Below are 252 nucleotides of genomic sequence, written 5' to 3' on the forward strand. Positions count from 1 at the left end.
CACACGTCGCCGTGCTTCCACCTCGAACCTATCTACCTCATCGTCTTTGAGGGATCTTACTTGCTTGCGCAATGGGAAATCTCATCTCGAGGGGGGCTTCATGCTTAGATGCTTTCAGCACTTATCCCGTCCACACATAGCTACCCAGCGATGCTCTTGGCAGAACAACTGGTACACCAGCGGTGTGTCCATCCCGGTCCTCTCGTACTAAGGACAGCTCCTCTCAAATTTCCTACGCCCACGACGGATAGG

Annotated in this window: 1 rRNA gene; it reads right to left on the reverse strand. The window is 53.6% G+C overall.

What is annotated here, in order from left to right:
* Positions 1-252 (reverse strand): 23S ribosomal RNA (locus tag C406_RS0118970); the annotation flags it as partial.

Source organism: Paenisporosarcina sp. TG-14 (genome assembly GCF_000297555.1).
Taxonomy (GTDB): domain Bacteria; phylum Bacillota; class Bacilli; order Bacillales_A; family Planococcaceae; genus Paenisporosarcina; species Paenisporosarcina antarctica.